This window comes from Tyzzerella sp. An114 (genome assembly GCF_002161055.1).
In the GTDB taxonomy this organism is placed as follows: domain Bacteria; phylum Bacillota; class Clostridia; order Lachnospirales; family Anaerotignaceae; genus Fimicola; species Fimicola cottocaccae.
Genome location: NZ_NFLT01000003.1, coordinates 48,058 through 65,110 on the forward strand (window position 1 = coordinate 48,058; position 17,053 = coordinate 65,110).

The 17,053-nt window shown below is 32.4% G+C and carries 19 protein-coding genes and 1 other annotated feature (1 of these 20 cut by a window edge); of the genes, 10 read left to right on the top strand and 9 right to left on the bottom strand.

The genetic code is table 11. The features are described from left to right. From B5E58_RS03460 to B5E58_RS03505, 10 genes are all read left to right on the top strand, one after another. Positions 1-1,590 carry a SpaH/EbpB family LPXTG-anchored major pilin gene (locus B5E58_RS03460; protein WP_088108299.1) on the top strand — a complete coding sequence of 530 codons (1,590 nt, stop codon included), beginning with the start codon at positions 1-3 and terminating at the stop codon, positions 1,588-1,590. Between the two features lie 96 nt (positions 1,591-1,686). After that, positions 1,687-2,571 carry a class C sortase gene (locus tag B5E58_RS03465; protein WP_242956586.1) on the top strand — a complete coding sequence of 295 codons (885 nt, stop codon included), beginning with the start codon at positions 1,687-1,689 and terminating at the stop codon, positions 2,569-2,571. A 3-nt stretch (positions 2,572-2,574) separates the two neighbouring features. After that, positions 2,575-3,702: a Cna B-type domain-containing protein gene (locus B5E58_RS03470; RefSeq protein ID WP_088108301.1), complete on the top strand. Its 1,128-nt coding sequence runs from the start codon at positions 2,575-2,577 to the stop codon at positions 3,700-3,702. Then, positions 3,692-4,297, top strand: a complete 606-nt coding sequence (locus tag B5E58_RS03475; RefSeq protein WP_158097655.1) for a sortase — start codon at positions 3,692-3,694, stop codon at positions 4,295-4,297. The genes B5E58_RS03470 and B5E58_RS03475 overlap by 11 nt, the downstream gene beginning before the upstream one ends. A 221-nt stretch (positions 4,298-4,518) precedes the next feature. Next, a complete protein-coding gene (locus B5E58_RS03480; RefSeq protein WP_088108303.1) occupies positions 4,519-5,928 on the top strand; it encodes a uracil-xanthine permease family protein in 1,410 nt (469 codons plus the stop codon). Further along, on the top strand, positions 5,925-6,437 hold the full coding sequence (locus B5E58_RS03485; protein ID WP_088108304.1) for a nucleoside-triphosphatase: 513 nt from the start codon (positions 5,925-5,927) through the stop codon (positions 6,435-6,437). The genes B5E58_RS03480 and B5E58_RS03485 overlap by 4 nt, the downstream gene beginning before the upstream one ends. Before the next feature lie 205 nt (positions 6,438-6,642). After that, entirely contained in the window at positions 6,643-7,431 is a 789-nt protein-coding gene (locus tag B5E58_RS03490; protein ID WP_088108305.1) for an FAD binding domain-containing protein, read from the top strand. A 3-nt stretch (positions 7,432-7,434) separates the two neighbouring features. Then, positions 7,435-7,893, top strand: coding sequence for a (2Fe-2S)-binding protein (locus B5E58_RS03495; RefSeq protein WP_088108306.1), 459 nt, complete (start codon positions 7,435-7,437; stop codon positions 7,891-7,893). Next, positions 7,893-10,175, top strand: coding sequence for a xanthine dehydrogenase family protein molybdopterin-binding subunit (locus B5E58_RS03500; protein WP_088108307.1), 2,283 nt, complete (start codon positions 7,893-7,895; stop codon positions 10,173-10,175). Before B5E58_RS03495 ends, B5E58_RS03500 begins: the two co-directional genes overlap by 1 nt. Next, entirely contained in the window at positions 10,165-10,755 is a 591-nt protein-coding gene (locus tag B5E58_RS03505; RefSeq protein ID WP_088108308.1) for a nucleotidyltransferase family protein, read from the top strand. Before B5E58_RS03500 ends, B5E58_RS03505 begins: the two co-directional genes overlap by 11 nt. A 145-nt stretch (positions 10,756-10,900) precedes the next feature. Here the strand turns inward: B5E58_RS03505 and B5E58_RS03510 are convergent, their stop codons facing one another. The 9 genes from B5E58_RS03510 to B5E58_RS03550 all read right to left on the bottom strand — a co-directional run bounded on the left by B5E58_RS03510 (position 10,901) and on the right by B5E58_RS03550 (position 16,730). Continuing rightward, positions 10,901-12,082 carry a cytidylate kinase family protein gene (locus B5E58_RS03510; protein WP_206608546.1) on the bottom strand — a complete coding sequence of 394 codons (1,182 nt, stop codon included), beginning with the start codon at positions 12,080-12,082 and terminating at the stop codon, positions 10,901-10,903. After that, positions 12,075-12,512, bottom strand: coding sequence for a MarR family winged helix-turn-helix transcriptional regulator (locus tag B5E58_RS03515; RefSeq protein ID WP_088108309.1), 438 nt, complete (start codon positions 12,510-12,512; stop codon positions 12,075-12,077). Before B5E58_RS03515 ends, B5E58_RS03510 begins: the two co-directional genes overlap by 8 nt. A 136-nt stretch (positions 12,513-12,648) precedes the next feature. Next, the gene (locus B5E58_RS03520; protein ID WP_088108310.1) at positions 12,649-12,825 is read right to left on the bottom strand and encodes a FeoB-associated Cys-rich membrane protein; all 177 of its coding nucleotides are present in this window, start codon (positions 12,823-12,825) and stop codon (positions 12,649-12,651) included. 4 nt (positions 12,826-12,829) lie between these two features. Then, positions 12,830-13,240 carry a transcriptional repressor gene (locus B5E58_RS03525; protein WP_088108311.1) on the bottom strand — a complete coding sequence of 137 codons (411 nt, stop codon included), beginning with the start codon at positions 13,238-13,240 and terminating at the stop codon, positions 12,830-12,832. A gap of 22 nt (positions 13,241-13,262) precedes the next feature. Then, a complete protein-coding gene (gene feoB, locus B5E58_RS03530; protein ID WP_088108312.1) occupies positions 13,263-15,164 on the bottom strand; it encodes a ferrous iron transport protein B in 1,902 nt (633 codons plus the stop codon). 58 nt (positions 15,165-15,222) lie between these two features. Then, positions 15,223-15,441 (bottom strand): FeoA family protein, encoded by a 219-nt coding sequence (locus B5E58_RS03535; RefSeq protein ID WP_088108313.1) that lies wholly within the window; start codon positions 15,439-15,441, stop codon positions 15,223-15,225. Between the two features lie 16 nt (positions 15,442-15,457). After that, the gene (locus tag B5E58_RS03540; RefSeq protein WP_242956587.1) at positions 15,458-15,673 is read right to left on the bottom strand and encodes a FeoA family protein; all 216 of its coding nucleotides are present in this window, start codon (positions 15,671-15,673) and stop codon (positions 15,458-15,460) included. A gap of 265 nt (positions 15,674-15,938) precedes the next feature. Continuing rightward, positions 15,939-16,367 carry a hypothetical protein gene (locus tag B5E58_RS03545; protein WP_088108314.1) on the bottom strand — a complete coding sequence of 143 codons (429 nt, stop codon included), beginning with the start codon at positions 16,365-16,367 and terminating at the stop codon, positions 15,939-15,941. 27 nt (positions 16,368-16,394) lie between these two features. Further along, entirely contained in the window at positions 16,395-16,730 is a 336-nt protein-coding gene (locus B5E58_RS03550) for a hypothetical protein (RefSeq protein ID WP_088108315.1), read from the bottom strand. A 220-nt stretch (positions 16,731-16,950) separates the two neighbouring features. Further along, positions 16,951-17,053 (top strand) — a binding site (T-box leader) (it continues 131 nt past the right edge of the window).

Genomic DNA, 17,053 nt, shown 5'->3' on the forward strand with positions numbered 1-17,053 from the left:
ATGAAAAAAATCAAAAGTATTATAAGTACTGTAATGATGATTGTTATGGTATTTGCTTTTAATGTATCAGCTTTTGCGTCAACAGTCACAATAAGTAATCCTACAACAGGAGCTGTTTATGGTGCTTATAGGATTTTAGACCTTACAACAAGTCTTAATTGTTCCCAAGAACATGAACATACAGAAGAGTGTTATAATTATGGATATAAAGTAAATTCAAAATATCAGTCAGTTCTTACAACTGTAACAGGTAAAACAAAATCTTCAGAGATTGTTGCATATATAGGAGCTTTTAAAGATAATGACCAAGATATAAGACAATTTGCAGATAGTCTTTATAAAGAGATTAAAAAAGCAAGTTTAAGTGCTGATGCCACTTCAAATAATGGAGTTTTTACATTTAGTAATGAAGGTTACTATCTTATTGATGAAGACATAACAAATGCAGGAGATAATGAGACAACATCTCTTGTTATGCTTGACACATCAGGTAAAAAAGATATTACAATAACAACAAAAAAAGATAATGTTACTGTTGAGAAAAAAGTTCTTGAGGATGAAGATAGCACAGATATAGGTTGGAATGATGTTGCTGATTATGATATAGGGGATACTGTAAAATTCAAATCAACAGGAACTGTTCCAGCAGAAATATCATCATACCAAACATACAAATATATATTCCATGATAAAATGGAAAAAGGACTTACATTTGATAGTACTAGTGTTGTTGTAAAAATTGATGATGTTGTTGTAACATCAGGTTATCAGCTTATAACAAGTCCAACTGATGATTGTACATTTGAAGTTAAATTTGATGACCTTAAAGTTGCTGAGGGTGCAAGTGGTGTTATTCCTATAACTCCTAATACAGAGGTTGTTGTTGAGTATTCTGCAATTTTAAATGAAGATGCAGAGATTGCCAATGACGGTTCTGGCGTTGACGGAAATGAAAATGAGGTTTATCTTGAATTTTCAAATAATCCTTATGATGAGGGAACTGGAGAAACTCCTAAGGATATAGTTGTTGTTTATACATTCCAAATTGAACTTAAAAAAGTTGATGAGGACAAAAATCCTCTTGAAGGTGCAAAATTTAGACTTTACAGTGATAAAGATTGTAAAAATGAGATAAAATTAAGAAAACTTGCTGAAAAAGTTAATGGCAAGGATGCTTATATAATTGACCCTAAGGGAAATGATTATATTGAAGGTTCAGATGTTTATATTATAGGTCTTGAAGCTGATGAAGGAGAAGGAACAACATATTACATAAAAGAGATTGAAGCCCCAGACGGATATAATATTCTTGAGGAGCCTATCGAATTAACTCTTATAGGTGGTTACGAACTTAGAAATAGTTATATCGGTAATGATGAAGATGCTTTAAAATATATAGAATATATAATAAATGGAAACAAAACAGAAAGTAGCTCTGTTGTTCTTCCTGTTGTAACTGTTGAAAATACTACTGGAACAGAACTTCCTTCAACCGGTGGTATAGGTACAAGAGTATTTACAATAGGTGGTATTGTTCTTATGGTTGGAGCAGTTGTTGTTTTTGTCACAAAAAGAAAAATGCACCAATAAATTAAAAATCCTAAATTTATTAAATATCTATCAAAAAACTGTCATTGGGGGGAATGTTTCCCCCCTAAAAATGACAGCATCAAGGAGAGGCATATAATGAAAAATAAATCTAACAAAATATTAATATTGGTGTTCCTTGTGGGTCTCTCCCTGCTGCTGTACCCCATATTAAGTGATTTGTGGAATTCTAGGGTACAGTCAAAGGCAATAGCTACATATGAGGAAAGTGTATCTAAAATGACACAAGAGGATTATACAGCTTATTGGGAGGCTGCCAATGAATATAACAAAAGACTTTTGACTAAGACAAACAGATATTATCTCTCTGAAAGTGATAAAAAAGAGTATGAAAATATTTTGAGTACAGATGATACAGGCATTATGGGATATGTTGAAATACCTGTTATAAATGTGTCATTGCCTATATATCATGGAATAAGTGATGAGGTTTTACAGGTTGCTATCGGTCATATTGAGGGAACATCTCTACCTGTTGGTGGTCCTTCAACTCACTGTGCTATTTCAGGTCATAGAGGTTTACCTTCTGCTAAATTATTTACAAATTTAGATAAAATGGAGGAGGGGGATATATTCCTCATACATACGCTTGATGATGTTTTAGCATATCAAGTTGATAGAATACTTATTGTTGAACCTGAAGACGTAAGTGGTCTTGAAATAGAGGAAAATAAGGATTATTGTACTCTTATTACTTGCACACCTTATGGAATAAATAGTCATAGACTTCTTGTTAGAGGCGAGAGAATAGAATATAATGAAAATACAATTGAACAACTTGTTTTTAAAGGTGATGCAAATCATATTGAGCCTATAAAGGTTGCTCCTGTTATTGCTGTTCCTATACTTGTTATATTGTTTATATGGCTTTTGTGGAGTACAAGAGATAAAAATAATAAAAGTAATAAAGTTTCAAACAAAGAAACTTCAAGAAGAAGACGAAATAGAAAAGGAGGGAAATAGAACTTGAATATAAAGTCATTATTTAAAATATGTGTATCAACACTGATTTTTACTTTGATTATGGTTTTATCGTGTATCACAGCTTTTACGGCAGTTCGTGTTGACATTGATAAAATATCTTCACTTAAACTTCAGTATAAAGAAGACGGAAATTATGTGTCAAGTGCAGATGTAAAGATATACAGAGTTGCTGATATATCAGAAGGAGCAAGGTTTACACTGTCAGGAGATTTTTCAAAATATTCAATAAAAATAAATGACCTTGATAGTACAGGTTGGAAAAATGCTGCAAATACTCTTGATACTTATGTTAAAGCTGACGATATAAATCATTATGACAGTAAAAAAACAGACTCTAAAGGTGAAGTGTTATTTGAAAATCTTAAAACAGGTCTCTATCTTGTTAGATTTGAGACAATAAAAATAGGTGATATAACTTATAAGAGTGACCCAGTTCTTATATCACTTCCAAGTCTTGATGATAATAATTGGATTTATGATGTAAATGCTTATCCAAAAATGTCATCAGAAGATGAGCCGGGAGGGGGCGGAAATAATTCATATATTGATGTTGAAGTTATAAAAGTTTGGAATGATGACGGAAACAAAGAAAAACGCCCAGAAAAGATAGAAGTTGAGCTTTTAAAAGACGGTAAAGTTTATGATACTGTTGAGCTTGATGAAGACAATTATTGGAGATATGAGTGGAAAAGACTTAATAAAAAATATGAATGGAAAGTTGTGGAAAAAACTGTTCCAGATGGATATACTGTTGAATACAGCGGAAATAAAACACTTTTGAAAATAACAAACAGTTATATAGAGGATATACCGAATACACCTCCACCAAAGGGAGAAAAACCACCAGATGAGCCGGAAACACCACCAGAGACACCTCCAGATACTCCTAATATACCAGAAGTACCTATTGAGGAGCCACCTGTGCCAACAGGTCCTATGCCTCCAGATGAGGAAGTACCACCTGAAACTCCAGAAACACCTAAAGAGGAGTTGCCACAGACAGGTATGATACAATGGCCTATTCCTGTTTTTGCAGCCTTAGGACTTTTAGTTTTTGGGTATGGTTGGTATATTACATTCTCTAAAAAGGACGGTAAAAATGACAAATAAAAAAGGCAAAATATTTATGAGTATAGGGATAATTTTTATATTTATATCCCTAGGTTTTACTGTTTTTAATATAGCTTTACAAAAAAATGCTGATAGTGTGTCAAAAAATGTTGTTGAAACTCTTAAAACAAATGTTATACCTTCTGAAAGTCTTGATACTTTTGAAGATGATGAACAATCTGTCACTATTGATGGTAATATTTATATAGGTATTATTGATATACCTTCTTTAGACATATGTTTGCCGGTTATGGGTGAGTTTACTTATGAGGGACTTAAATATTCACCATGTAGATATAAAGGCTCTTTTGATGATGATAATGTTATCATATCAGCTCATAATTATAAAAATCAGTTTGGCAAATTGGAAGATATTACAGGTGGAGAGATTGTTACTTTTACTGATGTAAATGGAAATGTTTATAAGTATAAGACAACCCAGTTTGAAGTTATAAAAGGCTATGATGTGGAAGCTATGAATTATGGTGATTGGGATTTAACACTTTTTACTTGTGATTACAGTGGCAGAAATAGAATAACCATAAGATGTGAACGAACAGATGAAAATTATTATGCTTTTTATAATGATTTGTAAATATATTAAAAAAAAACATAGTTTATGAAGTAATTTTTCATAATAATATAAAAATATTATACACTACAATTTTATAATTATAATATAAATAAAAAAGGTTTTTTGGGAAAAAAACCTTTTTTTGCTGAAATTTAGCTTTTTTTTATATTTTTATATACAAAACATTATAAATAGGATATACTTCATATTGTTGTTAAAAAAATACGGAGGAGATTTTTATTATGGAAAACAAAAATTCATTCGGAAGTCCTTATGAGTTTTATGGAAAAATGTCTCTTAAAAGAGCCATTCCTTTAGGACTTCAGCATGTACTTGCCATGTTCGTAGGTAACCTTACACCTATACTTATTATCACAGGTGCTTGTGGTATTGGTGCAGGAAGTGAATTTGCAGACTTACAGGTAAGTCTTTTACAGAATGCTATGCTTGTTGCTGGTATTGTCACTCTTGTACAGCTTTATGCAATAGGTCCTATCGGTGGAAAAGTGCCTATTATAATGGGTACAAGCTCAGGATTTATAGGAGTATTTAACAGTGTTGCCAATGTAATGGGCGGAGGTATTCTTGCCTATGCTGCTATTATGGGAGCTTCAATAATTGGTGGTATATTTGAGGGTGTATTAGGATTTTGCCTTAAACCACTTAGAAGATTTTTCCCTCCTGTTGTAACAGGTACTGTTGTTCTTTCAATTGGTCTTTCACTTATCGCTGTTGGTGTAAACTCTTTTGGTGGTGGCGGAAGTACTGTTCCTGACTTTGGTTCTGTGGAAAACCTTTTCCTCGGTACTCTTGTTCTTATTGTAATAGTTGCTTTCAAACACGGCTCAAAGGGCTTTACAAGTTCATCTTCAATACTTATCGGAATTATAGTTGGTTATATTGCTGCTTTTATAATGTCTCTTGTGCTTGATACAACAGCTGTTTCTGCTGATGGTACAGAGTATGTTAAAGCATGGGTTTTAAACTGGGACAAAGTTAAGGAAGCAAGCTGGTTTGCTGTTCCTGAAATTATGCCTGTTAAACCTACATTCGACCTTAGAGCAATACTTCCTGTTCTTATAATGTTCATTGTTACAGCTGTTGAGACAGTTGGTGACATTTCAGGTGTTATGGAAGGTGGTATGGACAGAGAGGCAACTGATACAGAGCTTTCAGGCGGTATTATATGTGACGGTCTTGGTTCAAGTTTTGCTGCTATTTTCGGTGTTTTACCTAATACTTCATTTAGCCAGAATGTTGGTCTTGTTACAATGACAAAGATTGTAAACCGTTTTGCTCTTGCAACAGGTGCTATATTCCTTGTACTTTGTGGTCTTTTCCCTAAACTTGCAGCTTTAATATCAATTATGCCACAGAGCGTTCTTGGTGGTGCTGCTGTTATGATGTTCTCATCAATCGTTGTAAGTGGTATACAGCTTATAACTAAATATCCTATGAGAGGAAGAAACATAACTATTGTTTCTGTTGCTCTTGGTCTTGGATATGGTCTTGGTGCAAACAGTGGTGTTCTTTTACATATGCCACAGGCTGTTCAGCTTGTATTTGGTGGTTCTGGAATTGTTCCTGCTGCTTTAGTTGCAATAGTATTAAATGTTATTATTCCTAAAGATGAGGAAGAAACTGCTAAATGATAAATATTGTTATTACAGGTAAAAGACAAAGTGGTAAATCAACATTGGCTAAAAGAATTATTGATAAATACAATTTTTCAGTAGCAGGATATTTGACATTGCCTATTTTATCTGAAAACAATATATGCGGTTATAAAATTGTACATATACCTGAAAATGGTATGGAAGAAATTATAATTGACATTAAAGACGGAAAGATTAAACCCTTTCCGTCTGTTTTTTTGGATATAGGAAAAACATTTGTTGAGGATGCTTTGTTGTCAGACTGTGACTTTATTATACTTGATGAGATAGGGCGAATTGAAAAAGATGTAACTCCTTTTACAGATATTATTAAAAAAGCTCTTGACAGTGATAAAAATGTTATAGCTGTATTGAAAAAAGAGGATATTCCTTTTATAAATGACATTAAAAAAAGAAGTGATATTTATATTTGGGATATAGATTTGATAGATAGGGAAAAGGCTTTTTTTGAAATATCAAATATTATCGAAAGTAAAAATATCTAGAGGCGAAAAGCCTCTTTTTTTATTGCAAAATATATTGAAATATTGCAAAAAAAAGTTTAAAATTAATCGGTGTGTGTTTTTTAGCAAAAATGTATCTTATAGTATGAAATAATGATATAATAAATATACAGTAAAAGGGATATATTGACACTTGTATAATTTAAGATATTTCTAAAAAAGATATATTTTATATGGAGGTAAAAAGGTGCTTACTATTAATCAGTATGTAAAAGTGAAAAGTCTTGATGAAGCCTATGAGCTTAATCAGAAAAAAACAAACAGAATAATAGGTGGTATGCTCTGGCTTAAAATGAGTAAACTTAGAGTTAATACTGCCATAGACCTTTCCGGTCTTGGACTTGATACTATTGAAGAAACAGATGAAGAATTCAAAATCGGCTCTATGACTACTCTTAGAACTATTGAAACTCATGAAAGTTTTAATGAGTACACAAAAGGTGCTGCAAAAGAGGCTGTTCGTCATATTGTTGGTGTACAGTTTAGAAATATTGCTACTGTTGGCGGAAGTATTTATGGTAGATATGGTTTTTCAGATGTTTTGACATTTTTATTAGGTCTTGACAGCTATGTAGAGCTTTATAAAGGTGGAATTATACCTCTTAAAGATTTTGCTGCTATGAAGGCTGATAGGGACATTATTGTAAGAATAATAGTTAAAAAGAAACCTGTTCAGTGTGTATATCTTTCAGAGAGAATTACAAAAACAGATTTCCCTGTTATTGCAGTATGTGTTTCAAAAATTGATGATAAAGTTATGGCATCAGTTGGAGCTAGACCTGCAAGAGCAAAAATTGTTGTTGATGAGACAGGTATTTTATCAGAAGAAATTAATGATGAGACAGCTTTAAAATTTGGTGAGTATGTTGCTGAAAATCTTGACTTTAATTCTAATATGAGAGGTTCAGCCCAGTATAGAAAACATATTGCAAAAGTTCTTGTTAAAAGAGCTGTTAAAGCTTTAGGAGGTGAGTAAAAAATGGATATACAGGTTAAAATAAATGGGAAATTAGTTAAATCAAGTGTTGATGCAGACCTTATTTTATTGGACTATTTGAGAGATAACGGTTGTCTCAGTGTTAAAAGAGGCTGTGAGACTTCAAACTGTGGTCTTTGTACTGTAATTATGGACGGAAAGCCTGTACTTTCATGTTCTATACTTGCCGTTCGTGCTGACGGAAGTGAAATATACACTCTTGAAGGACTTCAGAAAGAGGCTGAGGAGTTTGGAACATTCGTTGCAAATCAGGGGGCTGAACAGTGTGGTTTTTGTAATCCGGGATTTATTATGAATGTCATTGCCATGCTTCGTGAAAATGAAAATCCTTCTGATGATGAGATTAAAGAATATCTTGCAGGTAATCTTTGCAGATGTTCAGGTTATGAAGGTCAGTTCAGAGCTATTAAAAACTTCCTTGCACAGAGAGGGGCGAAATAATGGAAACAAAATTTGTAAATAAACCTATTATGAAAAAGGACGCAATGGCTCTTGTTACAGGAAAACCTGTTTATCTTGATGACGTTACTCCTAAAGATTGCCTTGTTGTAAAGGTTTTGAGAAGTCCTCATGCTAATGCTATTGTTGAGGAAGTTAAAAAAGATGTTGCTCTTAAAGTTCCAGGAATAGAAGGCATATATACTTGGGAGGACGTTCCTAATAATCGTTTTACTATGGCTGGTCAGACATATCCAGAGCCTAGCCCTTATGACAGACTTATACTTGACAAACACGTTAGATACGTTGGTGACCCTGTTGCTATTGTTGCTGGTAGCGATGAAAAGAGTGTTGATAAAGCCCTTAATATGATTAAGGTTAAATATACTGTTCTTGAGCCTATTTTAGACTTTAGAAAATCTAAAGATAATGAAATCCTTGTTCATCCAGAGGATAGTTGGAAATCACTTTGTCCTGTTGGCGCTGATAATAAGAGAAATCTCTGTGCCAGTGAGGTTTGTGGTCAGGGAGATGTTGAAAAGACTTTGTCAGAATGTGACGTTGTTCTCGAGAGAACATACCACACAAAGGCTAATCAGCAGGCTATGATGGAGACATTCAGAACATATTGTTATATTGACACTTATGGTAGACTTAATATTTTAAGTTCTACTCAGATTGTGTTCCATGTTAGAAGAATAATTGCCACAGCTTTAGGAATTTCAAAATCAAAAATAAGAGTTACAAAACCTCGTATCGGTGGTGGTTTTGGTGCAAAACAGACTGTTGTTGCTGAAATTTTCCCAGCTTTCGTTACTTGGAAAACTGGAAAACCTTCTAAAATGATATTTACAAGGGAAGAAAGCCAGATTGCTTCAACTCCACGTCATGAAATGGAAATAACAGTCCGTGTAGGTGCTACAAAAGAGGGTATTATAAAGGCTATTGATTTATATACTCTTTCAAATACAGGTGCTTATGGTGAACATGGTCCTACAACAGTAGGTCTTTCAGGTCACAAATCTATACCTTTATATGGCAAGGTTGAAGCCTTTAAATTTGCCTATGATGTTGTATATTCAAATGTTATGTCTGCTGGAGCATACAGAGGATACGGTGCTACACAGGGTATATTTGCCCTTGAATCTGCTGTAAATGAGCTTTCTGCTAAACTTGGAATTGACCCTGTTAAACTCCGTGAAATGAACCTTGTAAGAGAAGGACAAGTTATGCCAGCATACTATAATGAAACTACAAATAGCTGTGCATTAGATAGATGTCTTGAGAGAGCTAAAAACATGATTGGCTGGGATGAAAAATATCCTTTTAAAGATATGGGCAATGGTAAAGTAAGAAGTGTTGGTGTAGCTATGGCTATGCAGGGCTCTGGTATATCAGGAGTTGACGTGGGAAGTGCTACTATAAAAGTTGATGATGACGGACTTTATACTCTTATGATTGGTTCTGCTGATATGGGTACAGGTTGTGACACAATACTTGCACAGATTGCCGCTGATAGTCTTGATTGTGATTTAGATAATATTACTGTTCTTGCTGCTGATACAGACGCTTCTCCTTATGACTCAGGTTCTTATGCTTCAAGTACAACTTATGTAACAGGTAAAGCTGTATGTAAAGCTTGTGAGAAACTTATAAATATTATGAAGGAAGAGGGAGCAAAAGCTATTGGTGTTGATGCTTCTGATGTTGATTTTGACGGAAAGAGAGTTTTCTGTGGCGATAAAGAAATATCAATAGCTGACCTTGCTGTCAAATCTCAGTGTGGAACAAGAACTGCCCTTGAGGTTACTGTGAGCCATAGTTCTCCTATATCTCCTCCACCATTTATGGTTGGTATGGTAGAGATAGAACTCGACAAAGAAACAGGTCATATTGAAATAATTGATTATGTTGCTGTTGTTGACTGTGGTACTCCTATAAACACAAACCTTGCAAGAGTACAGGTTGAAGGTGGTCTTGGACAGGGTATAGGTATGGCTCTCTTTGAAGATATACAGTACAGCGAAAAGGGAAGAATGTACAATAACTCATTTATGCAGTATAAACTCCCTGCAAGAAATGATGTTGGTACTTTAAGAGTTGAGTTTGAAAGTAGTTATGAGGAAACAGGTCCTTATGGTGCAAAATCAATAGGTGAGATTGTTATAAATACACCTTCTCCAGCTCTTGCCCATGCTGTTTATAATGCAACAGGTGTCTATATCCATGAATTACCTATAACACCAGAGAAAATTGTTATGGGTATGATTAATAATGAAAATTGATATTATACTTATGGCGGCAGGTAATAGCACTCGTTTTGGAGAAAATAAACTTTTGTATAATTTTAAGGGTAAAACTCTTTTTGAAATTGCTCTTGATAATATAATTGAAGGATTTTCAAATTCAGAACATTTGTGGAGTGTTATTGTTGTAACTCAGTATAATGAGATTATTGACATTGTAAGTAAGTATAAAAATAAAAAAAATAATAATATATATGCTGTGTATAGTCCTGAAAGTGTCAATGGAGTGTCATTTACAGTTAAAAATGGTCTTAAAAATGCCTGTGGTGATTTTTATATGTTTGCTGTGTGTGACCAACCTTTTATGAAAAGTAAAAGCTATTTAAGGCTTTTTAATGAGACTTTAAAATCAAAAAAATCAATAGGTACTATGATTTTTGAAGGTCAAGAGGGAAATCCTGTGGTTTTCAAAAATATTTATAGAGATGAACTTTTAAGCCTATCAGGAGATAGAGGAGGAAGAAATGTTTTGAAAAAACATAGAGATGAAGTTTATTTCTGTGAAGCTGAAAACATAGAGGAACTTTTGGACGCTGATACAGTTGAATTTTTTAAGTAAAATAAAAATCCGAAAAGATATTCTTTTCGGATTTTTTTATTTACATATTATTCACTGTTTTTATAAAATTTTCTATTGTGTCAACAGAACCTTTTATTCCTATAATACTACTGTCAATACAAAGGTGATAGTGTTGTGATTTTCCCTATGTTCCACCTGTATATCTCTTATAGTGTTTTGCACGTTCTGTATCAACTTTTTTCATTGTTTCAATAGCTTCTTTTCCTTCTATTTTATATACTTCTTTAACTCTTTTTTCTTTAAACTCTTGTGATGAACCATGAATGAATATATGTATTGCATTTGGAAAGTCTTTTAAAATATAATCTCCACATCTTCCCGCTATAACACAGTTTCCTTTTTTTGCAAGCTCAAGTATTACTTTTGATTCTGCATCAAAAACTCTGTCAAGAGGTGACTCATCTTTTGAAGAATATTCATAAAATTGTGAAAGTATATTGTTTAAAAATTCATTTGGAACAGCCTGTTCATGTTTTTTGACAAATTCCTTTGAGAAACCACTTTCTTCAGAAACCATTGTTATTATGCTGTTGTCATAAAATTTTAATCCAAGTCTTTGGGCAAGTAATTTTCCTATTTCGTGTCCACCACTGCCGTATTCACGACCAATTGTTACTATTATAGAGTTGTCTTTGTTGTTGTTTGAAATATCAGCTGTTTTGACTGTACTGTCAGGTATTAATACAGGTTTTAAAAATTCAAGACGTTTTCCAAAAAATCTAGCTGTAAGTCCAACTATAAGAGCTGATATTACAGTTCCTTCTCTTACTCCTTTGAGAGTGCCGAAAAGTACAAATGATATTATTGCTGCTGAAATTGTCATTGTTCCGTCAAAACAAACCTTTGTTATACCAAAATCAGAATGTATTGTTGATGATAAAGCTTTAACAAAACCTTCTCCCGGAAGCATAACAACATCTGCTAAAACTTCTGTATATACACCAAATCCAAGTATTACACAACCAAAAAGAAGTGATATTAATTTTAATACGTATATTTGAGGATTGAGGAAATAGAGTAAATTCATTGTAAGGTCTATGAAATATCCAAAAAGTATTGATACAGGAATTTGTAAAAGCTGTTCTTTTTGAAATCTTTTTCTTAATATTAATATCTGTAATACTATAAGAAATACACTGAAAAATATTGTGAATTGACCTAATGTGAATTTAAAACCTAAACTTAATGTGTAGGGTATACTTGATATAGGTGATGTTCCAAGATTTGCTTTTGTTATAAAACTTACTCCCAGTGAGTTTATAAAAAGTCCTATTAAAAATATTATGTATCTTCTTAATTTATTCATTTGTTTCACTCCCCTTAAAATTGAGATTTTTATTTATCTTATAAAGTATTGACATAAACTTATCAAAATCTTCTTTTGAGATATCTTTAAAACAGAGTTCTTCATATTTTGTAAACATATATTTAACTTTATCTGCTGTCTCAAAGCCTTTTGGTGTAAGTGAAACATAGTTTGTTTTTTTGTTGCCGTTTCTGTATTCTCTAACTAAAAGTCCGGCTGTTTCCATACGCTGTATTATACCTGTTATTGTGGCAGGCTCAACAAAAAATGCCTTTGCCAACTCTTTTTGTTCACAACCATTGTGATAATATAAATAATCAAGAATTTTCCCTTGTCCCGGTAAAAGACCTAGTTTTGTTGTTTCATTTACTATCTTTTTATGGAAAACATTTTCTGTCACCAATAAAAGATGATGAAAGGAATTATCCATAAATAAAATACATCTCCTTTCTTAAAAAATATTTAGCTTCCTAATAAAATATTTAGCTTCCTAACTATTTTATTACTTGAAAAATAAATTGTCAATAAAAAAAGACATATCATTTTGATATGTCTTTTTAATATTTTTACTGTTTTGTGGTTTTTGTATCTAAGCTGTGGGAAGAACAGGAAGGGCAGGAGGAGCAAGAACTACAACCGCAGCCACAACCACTTTTTCCTGAAGCTTTCATTTTAATGTATTTCTTTATGGAGAAAGAGACAATGACAATCAATATAAGTATAACTATTATATCTGCTATCATATTATCACTCCTTTTTTATACTTACAGAGAAGTTTTCATTTTTAATTATGCCTTTTTCTTTTAAAAATGTATCTATTATACAGTAAAGTTCATCTGAATTTTTTTCAGACAGAGGCATTTCTTCAAGCATAACCTTTCTGAATTGACAGTCTTGCATACAACAATTTTTTACACTGAAACGGTCTTTTGTATCAATTACACCTGTATCTTCAAGCATTGATATGAAACGATAAACTGTTGCAAGACCTATTGTAGGGTCTGTTTTTGATGCCTCATAAAATATCTCTTTACAGCAGGAATATTTTCCAGCCAGTATAATATCAATAAGTATTTCTCTTTGTTTTGTTATGCGAAAGTTTTTTTCTTTAAGTTTTTGAATAATGCTTTTTCTGTTTGAGGTTATGCTGAAACTCATTTATACACCTACTTTTATAACTTTAGAATATAATATTTCCTACAACATTTATTATAAGTGCCACAACATAAGCTGTCACCATTTGGAATGCTACGGCTTTAAGTGTCCATTTCATAGAACCAAACTCACGTCTCATAGCTCCTACTGCTGCGAAACAAGGCATACAGAGAAGGTTAAAAGCCATGTATGAGAAAGCTGAAACTTTTGTGAATACATCACCTATTTCAGGGAGAGACTGTTCTCCTGCCATTATTGCTTCAATAGCTGTTTCATCTGTAACACCGGCGAAAAGCTGTCCGAATGTTGCAACAATGTTTTCTTTTGCAATCCAACCTGTAACTACACCAACAGAAGCTCTCCAATCATTAAATCCTAATGGTGTGAATATCCATGCAATAGCATTTCCTATTGTAGCAAGGAAACTTTCTTCCATATCACACATACCACTCATATTGAAGTTTGATAAGAACCATATAAGTATTGTTGAGAAAAGTATAATTGTACCAGCTTTTATTGCGAAACCTTTTACTTTATCCCATGCGTGTATAGCTACACTCTTTAATGAAGGTATTCTGTATTTTGGAAGTTCCATTATAAATCCTGAGTTTTCACTTTTAAACATAAATTTGTTTAAAATAAGTGATGAAATTATTGCAATAGCCATACCAAGGAAATATATTGAGAATATTATAAGTGTACGGTTACTGTCTGCAAAAAGTGTCGCCACAAACATAAGATATATTGGAAGTTTTGCACCACATGACATAAATGGTGTTACCATCATTGTTATTTTTCTGTCTTTTTCACTTTCAAGAGTTCTTGAAGCTGTGAGGGCAGGCACTGAACAACCAAAGCCCATTAAAAGTGGTATAAATGATTTTCCAGAAAGTCCGAATTTTCTGAAAATTCTGTCCATAACGAAAGCTACACGAGCCATATATCCACTGTCCTCTAAAAATGACATGAGAACGAAAAGCACAAGCACAAGTGGTATAAATCCAAATACTGCACCTATACCGCCCATTATACCGTCAATTACAAGTTGATTTAACCATTCTGAAACGCCTGCTGATGCAAGAACACCTGCAACAGCTTCTGTTGCAGCTCCCCAAGCTGTCTCAACAACTCCTGCAAGCCATACTCCCGGACTTGGAAGACCTTCAATGAAAAGGAAGTTTTCACTGAATGTACAAGCAAAAAGAAGATACATTATTACAGCAAATATAGGAAGGGCAAGAACTCTATTTGTAACTATTTTGTCAATTTTATCTGACTTTGTCAGGTTCTTTTTGTCAGGTTTAAATACTGATTTGTCAACTACTTTATCTATATATTCATAACGCATATCGGCAGCCATAATATCGGCTTCCTCATCATTTTTGCTTTCCTCAATTTTTTTTATTTTGTCATATATTTCATGTTTTATTGGTGCTAAAGATTTTTCTGCTGTATCTCTTGTAACTTCCATAAGTCTGTCAATACCTTTTCCAGAACGAGCTACAATAGGAACAACAGGAACTCCAAGCATTTCTGAAAGTTTTGATGTATTTATGTCAATGCCCATTGTCTCAACTTCGTCCATCATGTTTAAGGCAACAACCATAGGTGTTCCTGTCTGGGCAATCTGCATTGTTAAATAGAGATTTCTCTCAATGCTTGTAGCGTCAACAATGTTTATTACTATATCCGGCTTTGAATTTACTATGTAGTCACGGGCTATGGTTTCTTCGGCAGAGTAGGGTGAAAGTGAATATGTTCCTGGAAGGTCAAGTATATTTATATTATCATTTTTTTTGTATCTTCCTTCCTTTTTCTCAACTGTAACACCAGGCCAGTTTCCTACATGCTGTTTTGCTCCTGTAAGTTCATTGAAAAGTGTTGTTTTTCCGCAGTTTGGATTACCTGCTAATGCTGCTGTAATCAAATTTAATACCTCCCTTTTTGTTAGTTTATACTAACTTAAAAACAAAAAAATAATATTTTTATTCCATAACAATTTTTGCGGCCTCATCTTTTCTTAAGGTAAGGTCATAGCCTCTAAGTTTTATCTCGATAGGGTCTCCTAAAGGTGCTGTCTTTACTTTTGTAAGTACAGTTCCTCTTGTTATGCCCATATCTATGAGTCTTTTTTTCATAGCATATTCTGCATTAATAGAAACAACTTTTTTGCTTTCGCCGTCTTTTAAATCCAATAAATACATAAATCTAACCCCTTTTTTATTCAACAATAATACCCATAGCTAAACCACGGTTTAATGCTATTTTTACACCTTTTATATTAACTATAAGTCCACTTGAAGTGTTTTTTATTACTTCCGCTTTTTCACCGGTGGAGAAGCCGATTTCCATAAGATGTTTTTTTGTTTCTTCATTACATCTTAAATTTTTGATAATCAATGTTTCACCTGTTCTTGCCATAGAAAGTGGCATCATAAATTCTCCCCTTTCGAATATTTCACTAGCTAATGATTTTTACAGCTATATGTTAGCTCAATATAACATATATGTCAATAAAGTTATTGATAAACTTTATCAATAGGAGAAAATTTTGGTAAAAGTATAATAAAAAATACAATAATATTTTTATATTTAAAACATACTTTGATTATCTTTATTAAATTTTTGAAAATCTATATTTTAAAAATTTAATAAAAAACAGCCCTTATAAAAAGGGCTGAGTTAATTTTATTTATGTTATTTATTCTGTTTTAAATTCTTCTGAGCGGTATTTGCCAATGAAATTTTTTGTACCTGGTACTATATGTGCATCATAAAATTCAAGAGTTCCTGAAAATTCATCATTGTTTATTTCTAATTTATCATTTTCAACAACAACAGCTTGTAAAGTATTAAAGTCTTCATATATTTTAAAGTAATAATATCTATTTTCACCTTTTACAAATTTTTCGGTTTCATTGTCAAAAAATTCGTAAATGCTTTCTTGGGTGTCTTTTATTAATTCATCACCCATTACTATAATATTTTCATCATAGTAATGAAGTTCTTCTTCATCAGACTGCTGTGTTTGATTGTCAATATTGGTGTTGTCTTTTTGACAGCCATAAATTGAAAATCCGGATATTATAATAATTAGAAATAGAATTAAATGATATTTTTTAGTTTTCATAAACACCACTCCATAAATATACAATATTTAAAAATCATTCACATATCCAGTAAGAACACCTTTATATATAGCATCCCATCTACCATCAGCAAGTGGTTCTGGATTATCTAAATATAGTGTACCTCTCATAGTGACATCTCTATAATCTGGATGAGTTTCAGTATGGTATATTTCTTTTAAAATATCCTCAAATGCTGCATAATATTTATGTACTGTAACCTCATAGCTTACAACATATCTTGGTGAAATTGTTTGGATTTTTTCCATTGTTGTAGTTTCATTTGACACAGAAGCAAAGACACTTACTGGTGTTAATAATGTTGAACCAATAATAATTAAACTTAATAATTTTTTAAATTTCATAAATATAACCTCCTTATTATATAAATATTTAGAGTCATATTATGTAAAAAATATTATGTTGTAATTATTATATAATAAATATTTGGGAATGTAAATATAAAAATAGAAAAAAATAGTAAAAATGATAAAATTTGATTTTTATGGCTATAATATATTTTATTTTTATATTCTATTGACTTTATTTTTTTATGTGATAAAATTGTTAATGTTAATTTATATTGTAAAGGCTTTGAAGACGTAAAGTAGAGTGTAAATAACCATTAGAGAGTGTATGCCACCGGCTGAAAGCATATGCGGCAATTTTTACGTTTGAAATTTCCCGT

What these genes read in the sequence shown, in the direction of transcription:
- B5E58_RS03460 (WP_088108299.1), top strand. Translation starts at nt 1, where the DNA reads ATGAAAAAAATCAAAAGTATTATAAGTACTGTAATGATGATTGTTATG.
- B5E58_RS03550 (WP_088108315.1), bottom strand. Translation starts at nt 16,730, where the DNA reads ATGAAATTTAAAAAATTATTAAGTTTAATTATTATTGGTTCAACATTA.
- B5E58_RS03520 (WP_088108310.1), bottom strand. Translation starts at nt 12,825, where the DNA reads ATGATAGCAGATATAATAGTTATACTTATATTGATTGTCATTGTCTCT.
- B5E58_RS03535 (WP_088108313.1), bottom strand. Translation starts at nt 15,441, where the DNA reads ATGTATTTATTGGATTTAAAAGACGGCGAAAGCAAAAAAGTTGTTTCT.
- B5E58_RS03540 (WP_242956587.1), bottom strand. Translation starts at nt 15,673, where the DNA reads ATGATGCCACTTTCTATGGCAAGAACAGGTGAAACATTGATTATCAAA.
- B5E58_RS03510 (WP_206608546.1), bottom strand. Translation starts at nt 12,082, where the DNA reads ATGAATAAATTAAGAAGATACATAATATTTTTAATAGGACTTTTTATA.
- B5E58_RS03475 (WP_158097655.1), top strand. Translation starts at nt 3,692, where the DNA reads ATGACAAATAAAAAAGGCAAAATATTTATGAGTATAGGGATAATTTTT.
- B5E58_RS03505 (WP_088108308.1), top strand. Translation starts at nt 10,165, where the DNA reads ATGAAAATTGATATTATACTTATGGCGGCAGGTAATAGCACTCGTTTT.
- B5E58_RS03485 (WP_088108304.1), top strand. Translation starts at nt 5,925, where the DNA reads ATGATAAATATTGTTATTACAGGTAAAAGACAAAGTGGTAAATCAACA.
- B5E58_RS03515 (WP_088108309.1), bottom strand. Translation starts at nt 12,512, where the DNA reads ATGGATAATTCCTTTCATCATCTTTTATTGGTGACAGAAAATGTTTTC.
- B5E58_RS03545 (WP_088108314.1), bottom strand. Translation starts at nt 16,367, where the DNA reads ATGAAAACTAAAAAATATCATTTAATTCTATTTCTAATTATTATAATA.
- B5E58_RS03495 (WP_088108306.1), top strand. Translation starts at nt 7,435, where the DNA reads ATGGATATACAGGTTAAAATAAATGGGAAATTAGTTAAATCAAGTGTT.
- B5E58_RS03525 (WP_088108311.1), bottom strand. Translation starts at nt 13,240, where the DNA reads ATGAGTTTCAGCATAACCTCAAACAGAAAAAGCATTATTCAAAAACTT.
- B5E58_RS03500 (WP_088108307.1), top strand. Translation starts at nt 7,893, where the DNA reads ATGGAAACAAAATTTGTAAATAAACCTATTATGAAAAAGGACGCAATG.
- B5E58_RS03465 (WP_242956586.1), top strand. Translation starts at nt 1,687, where the DNA reads ATGAAAAATAAATCTAACAAAATATTAATATTGGTGTTCCTTGTGGGT.
- B5E58_RS03480 (WP_088108303.1), top strand. Translation starts at nt 4,519, where the DNA reads ATGGAAAACAAAAATTCATTCGGAAGTCCTTATGAGTTTTATGGAAAA.